4 protein-coding genes are annotated in these 4,676 nt (G+C 61.4%); 3 read left to right on the forward strand and 1 reads right to left on the reverse strand.

Going from position 1 to position 4,676, the window contains the following annotated elements; all coding sequences use genetic code 11:
• The first annotated feature begins 809 nt into the window (after window positions 1–809).
• From MKK84_RS19390 to MKK84_RS19400, 3 genes are read left to right on the forward strand one after another with little or no spacing between them, the layout of a single operon-like run.
• Window positions 810–1,400, forward strand: a complete 591-nt coding sequence (locus MKK84_RS19390; protein ID WP_313899355.1) for a TadE/TadG family type IV pilus assembly protein — start codon at window positions 810–812, stop codon at window positions 1,398–1,400.
• Window positions 1,401–1,403: 3 nt separating this feature from the next.
• Window positions 1,404–2,042, forward strand: coding sequence for a TadE/TadG family type IV pilus assembly protein (locus tag MKK84_RS19395; RefSeq protein WP_243922588.1), 639 nt, complete (start codon window positions 1,404–1,406; stop codon window positions 2,040–2,042).
• 7 nt (window positions 2,043–2,049) lie between these two features.
• Window positions 2,050–3,096 (forward strand): TadE/TadG family type IV pilus assembly protein, encoded by a 1,047-nt coding sequence (locus MKK84_RS19400; RefSeq protein WP_243922590.1) that lies wholly within the window; start codon window positions 2,050–2,052, stop codon window positions 3,094–3,096.
• 35 nt (window positions 3,097–3,131) lie between these two features.
• On the opposite strand, the gene MKK84_RS19405 is transcribed toward MKK84_RS19400, so the two are convergent.
• Window positions 3,132–4,273, reverse strand: a protein-coding gene (locus MKK84_RS19405) for an IS3 family transposase (RefSeq protein WP_243922592.1) whose coding sequence is annotated in 2 segments (ribosomal slippage) — window positions 3,132–4,006 and window positions 4,006–4,273 — 1,143 coding nt in all. Because the reading frame shifts where the segments join, the coding sequence is not laid out codon by codon here.
• Window positions 4,274–4,676 lie beyond the last annotated feature (403 nt).

A 4,676-nucleotide genomic window follows, 5' to 3' on the forward strand; every position in this document is an offset into this window, starting at 1 on the left:
TGTCCTTGTGAGACCAGCACGTCGACCTGACGCAGCTTGCTCACGATCTCCTCGGGCTTGGGTCGTTGGGCCATCGATTCCGTCCTCTGTCGGCGCAAAAGCCATACTTCAGGGCGGACCACTTCAAAGGGGGACGATCACTGTCCGACATCATTTCCTCCGAAAGGCGGATCGAAACTCGTCGGGCTCGATCTCGTTCCTCGTGAGGCCAACCCCTCCTTGGTCATTGAGGTCCGAGACGATGCCGGCTGGGTCCAGATCCAAGCCGCGGTCGCCGCCTTACAGGCTCTGGCCAAGGGCACCTGAGACCTGATGCGGCGGGGCGAAGCCGAGGCGGGCGAAGGCTGATCAGAAGCGTCTGCAAAGGGTGGTTTTCTGCCGGTCCGCTTTCGGGCGGTTCAACAACGAAGCCGACATTGCCGTCGCGATCGCTCACGATCCATAGCTGAGGTTGCTAAGCAGGTGACACATCGCTGCTTGCGGAAGGCGAGCTTGGCGCCTCAGGCAGCCGGGTTGTGTCGACAAGAGTACGCTCACTCGCCAGGCTACTCAGCTCGAAAGTCCACGGACGGCTTTCGACTAGCCCAGGCCGGTGGCAGACAATTCCGGCCGTCGACCCGCTCCGAAGGGGCGGGAGCAAGAGGCAGCTGTTTTCTAAGTAACTTTCTCTCAATCCGCACCTCGAATGCCCTCGATCGTAAGGGAGTCTCAATATCTGGGCCTGTACACCCCAAGAAAATGCCTATGATCGGCTGTGCCAGGTCCGATCTGAAGGCCCCAAGCAATGAGGCAAGCTTTAAGAGTGGACCGTGGCGACAAGAGCAACAGAAGAAAGAGGGGGATGCGCACGCTTCTGTGATGCTCAGGACGGCACTGCCGCCGTCGAGTTCGCAATGATAGGCGGATTGCTCATCTTCCTGTCCATGGGGATCATGCAGGTCGGCTTGTACGTATACACGTCAGCCGCGCTGGAGAATGCCGTCGCCAAGTCGAGCCGACAGATCATGACTGGCGCAGCGAGCGCTGGTACGCTGACAGCCGCACAGTTCCGCTCGAATGTACTATGCCCGGCGCTCCCAAGCGGGCTTTCCTGCGCCAACGTCATCACGAACATCAACACTATTCCTGAATCGTCATCGCCTGGCGGGTTCTATCAGTACGTTAACAGCCAGCAGTCGTGGATCATTCCGCCGAGCATGGACAATACCAAGACTAGTTTCTGCACCGGTACCGGCGGGTCCGTGATTTACGCTCAGGTGTATTACGCAATGCCAGTTCTGTTTCCGACCCTTATCGGCACTGCGGCGACGACCTGGGGTGGGCGCTCGGTTTATTTCGTGGGATCTTTCGCAGCATTCCGGAACGAGCCGTTCCAGAGCTCGTCGAATACCGGTTGCTAGCGCATGCTCGCATCCTGCCTGCGCCTGCGCGCTTTCCCGTCAGACCGCCGCGGCGTCTCCGCAGTCGAGTTCGCTCTGTGCACGCCAGTCTTGATGGTGCTCCTCCTCGTCGGGTTCGATACCGCCCGCTACATCGTGGCTGCTCGTCGACTGGCGGTCCTTGCAGCCACCATCGGCCAGATGCTGTCGGTCTCGACCACCGGGCAGGTCGCCGTCGCCGACCTGCAATTCTACGAAGATGCCACAGTCGGCGTCTTTCCGCAGGTGCTGCAGGACTCTTACCAGCAAGGTGTCGCGTGGCGTAACGACATGGGCATGACAGTGTCGGTGGTGAACTTCACAGGCTCTAACCCAACATACACCGGCAAAGTCGGTTGGAGCGCAGGCACGAATTTGCGCCCGTGCAACGCGTTGATGATCGTAGCGTCCGATACGGCGCCGCCCAGCCCCACCGCCCTGCCAAGCGACACGTTCGGCCCAGGATCGCTTATCATCGTCGACCTGACCTACACGTTCCGCCCGACCATCGCGACGCGGTTTATGACGGCGCTGACGATCCCGCGCTCCTTCTATGTCCAGCCCCGCTACGTCGCCACGCTTACATATGGGGGCGCGGCCGGCGCGACAGTAAAGCAATGCTGAGGCTGTTATGATCCGCGCGAACCTTCTGAACCGCTTCGGTCGCGACGCAAGCGCCTCAACGGCGGTGTTCTTCGCCTTTTGCGCGATCCCAATGATAGGCATCGTCGGCATCGGGATCGACTATTACACAGCGCTTGCCAACAAGGCTCGCCTTGACGCTGCAGCTGACGCCGCCGCGATCGCCGGTATTACAGCCGCGCAGCAATACATAAGTGCCAACTCGAGCTCACAGATCGACCCCGGCTTGACGAGCAACGCGATCAGCGCCGGGCAGACCCAGGCTGGCAAGGCTTTCTACGCCAATGCAGGCAAGGCCAAGACGCTGGTCAACGCCGTAGCAAGCGCCGTCGTCGCCCGCAGCGGCCAAACACTAACCGCGAGCGTAAATTATACCGGGACGCAAGCGACCGCTTTCGGCAAGCTGTTCCGGGTCCCAACGTTCAGCCTCGCTGGCCATTCCGGATCGAGCCTGACCATGGGCTCATACCTTGATTTCTACCTCGCCCTCGACATGTCGGGATCGATGGGTCTGCCGACCAGCACGGCCGGCCAGCAGCAGCTGATGGCGATCAATCCAGACGACCGGAGCCAGTATCCAGGAGGGTGCCAGTTCGCCTGCCATTTTTCAGGCTTTCAAGGCTACGGCGTCGCCAAGAACAACAACATCACCCTAAGAGTAGACTCTGTTGGTAAGGCCGTTCAGAACTTGATTCAGACCGCCAACATTACGCAAACACTGAAGAACCAGTATAGGATAGGAATTTATACATTCATCGTAAACGTGATGCAGGCGGCGGCGCTGTCGTCGAACTTCGCCGCCGCCACGACCGTCGCTGGCCAGCTCGGCGCGACCTACCTCGATACCGGCCTGGCGAACGCGGCAACCCAAGTTATGGGTTCGGGCGGGACGCATTTTGAGAACGTCTTTCCGGGCGTGCAGCAGTACGCCCAGACCTTCGGTGACGGCTCATCACCTACGAAGCCAAAGGCATTCTTGTTCATCGTCACTGACGGTGCAGACAACAATCAGACCTACGATGGCAATGGCAACTGACCTGACCGGTGTTTTGGACCGGGTCAGTTGCGAGGCTACTGCATGGTCGCACCCATGGGTAGCCGGAAGGCCAGATCCGGGAAGCTGACAGGCGCGGGCGGTCGGTAGCCCAGCGACGAATGCGGCCGGACGCGGTTGTACGTGTTCTGCCAGAGACCTATCACGATCTGTGCCTCCCTGAGTGAGTAGAAGATCTCCTGCCTCAGGCACTCGTCGCGCAGCTTGCCGTTGAAGCTCTCACAGTACCCGTTCTCCCACGGCGAGCCGGGTGCGATGTACTGGATCTGCGAGCCGGCTTTGGCGACCCACTTGCGCAGTGCCTTTGAGATCATCTCGGGACCATTGTCGCAGCGGATGTTCTCCGGGATGCCGTGCAGGCACATCGCCTCTGCCAGGGCCTCGATCACACCCAGGCTGTTGATGCGCCGCGCCACCTTCAAGGCGAGGCACGCCCGGCTGTGCTCATCAATGAGCGTCAGGATGCGCAGGCTCCGGCCGTCGTGGGTCTGGGCCTGCACGAAGTCGAAGCTCCAGACGTGGTTGCGGTGGAGTGGCCGCAGCCGCACGCACGAGCCGTCGTTCAGCCATAGGCGGCTGCGGGGTTTATGTCGGCTGGGGACCTTCAGCCCCTCGCGACGCCAGATGCGCTGAACCCGGTCCTTGCCCACCTGCCAGCCGTCTGCCTGCAGCAGCGCGGTGACACGACGGTAGCCATAGCGCCCATACTCGGAGGCCAGGGCAATGATGGCTCGGGTCAGCCCATCCTCGTCGGCCGGCACGGTGGGCACGTAGCGCTGCGTGCCCCGGTGCTGGCTGACGATCCGGCAGGCGTGACGTTCCGAGAGGCCGTACTTCTCCCGAATGCCGTCCACCGCCTGCCGGCGTCGCTCGGGGGCTACAAGTTTCCCGAGGCGACGTCCGCCAGAACCTGCTTCTCTAAAGATAGATCAGCCACAAGCCGACGAAGCCGAGCGTTCTCGCGCTCCAGATCTTTCATCTTCCTGGCCTGATCGACCTTCAGCCCGCCGTACTCCTTACGCCAGCGGTAGTAGCTCTGCTCGGAGACGTCCGCTTCTTTGCAGGCGACTGCGATGCTTTTGCCTTGTGCCGTCTGCACCTCGATCTGGCGCAGCATCAGCACAACCTGTTCCGCGCTCGGCCTCTGTCCTCGCTTCATCCCCAACTCCTCTGGTCCAGGCTGATCCTCTCAATCAGCCCGGTCCAAAGCCAGCCGGTCAGGTCACAACGCCTTGGAGATCATCTCTGGGCCATTGTCGCAGCGAATGTGCTCCGGGATGCCGTGCAGGCACAGCGCGTCTGCGAGCGCGTATGTCGGCCCGTATTGCGAGGCAGTCGGCGATATGTGCCTTGCGGATCAGAGTTCAGGTTTCAATAGGTCTACGACATTTTGCGAGTGCAGTGCAGCTCCCTGCTGGGTTGGGGCGAAGCCCGATGCCCCGCCAAGGGGCTCGCCCGTTGGACGCCTGGTCATGCGGGCGTTTCGTAGCCGCCGAGCAGGTGATGGAGGATGCGGCCTTCGAGGCGCGCGAGAGCCGGATCCCCGCGCCGGCGCGGGCGCG

This window comes from Methylobacterium sp. E-065 (assembly GCF_022829605.1).
GTDB lineage: Bacteria > Pseudomonadota > Alphaproteobacteria > Rhizobiales > Beijerinckiaceae > Methylobacterium.

What these genes read in the sequence shown, in the direction of transcription:
- MKK84_RS19395 (WP_243922588.1), top strand. Translation starts at nt 1,404, where the DNA reads ATGCTCGCATCCTGCCTGCGCCTGCGCGCTTTCCCGTCAGACCGCCGC.
- MKK84_RS19400 (WP_243922590.1), top strand. Translation starts at nt 2,050, where the DNA reads ATGATCCGCGCGAACCTTCTGAACCGCTTCGGTCGCGACGCAAGCGCC.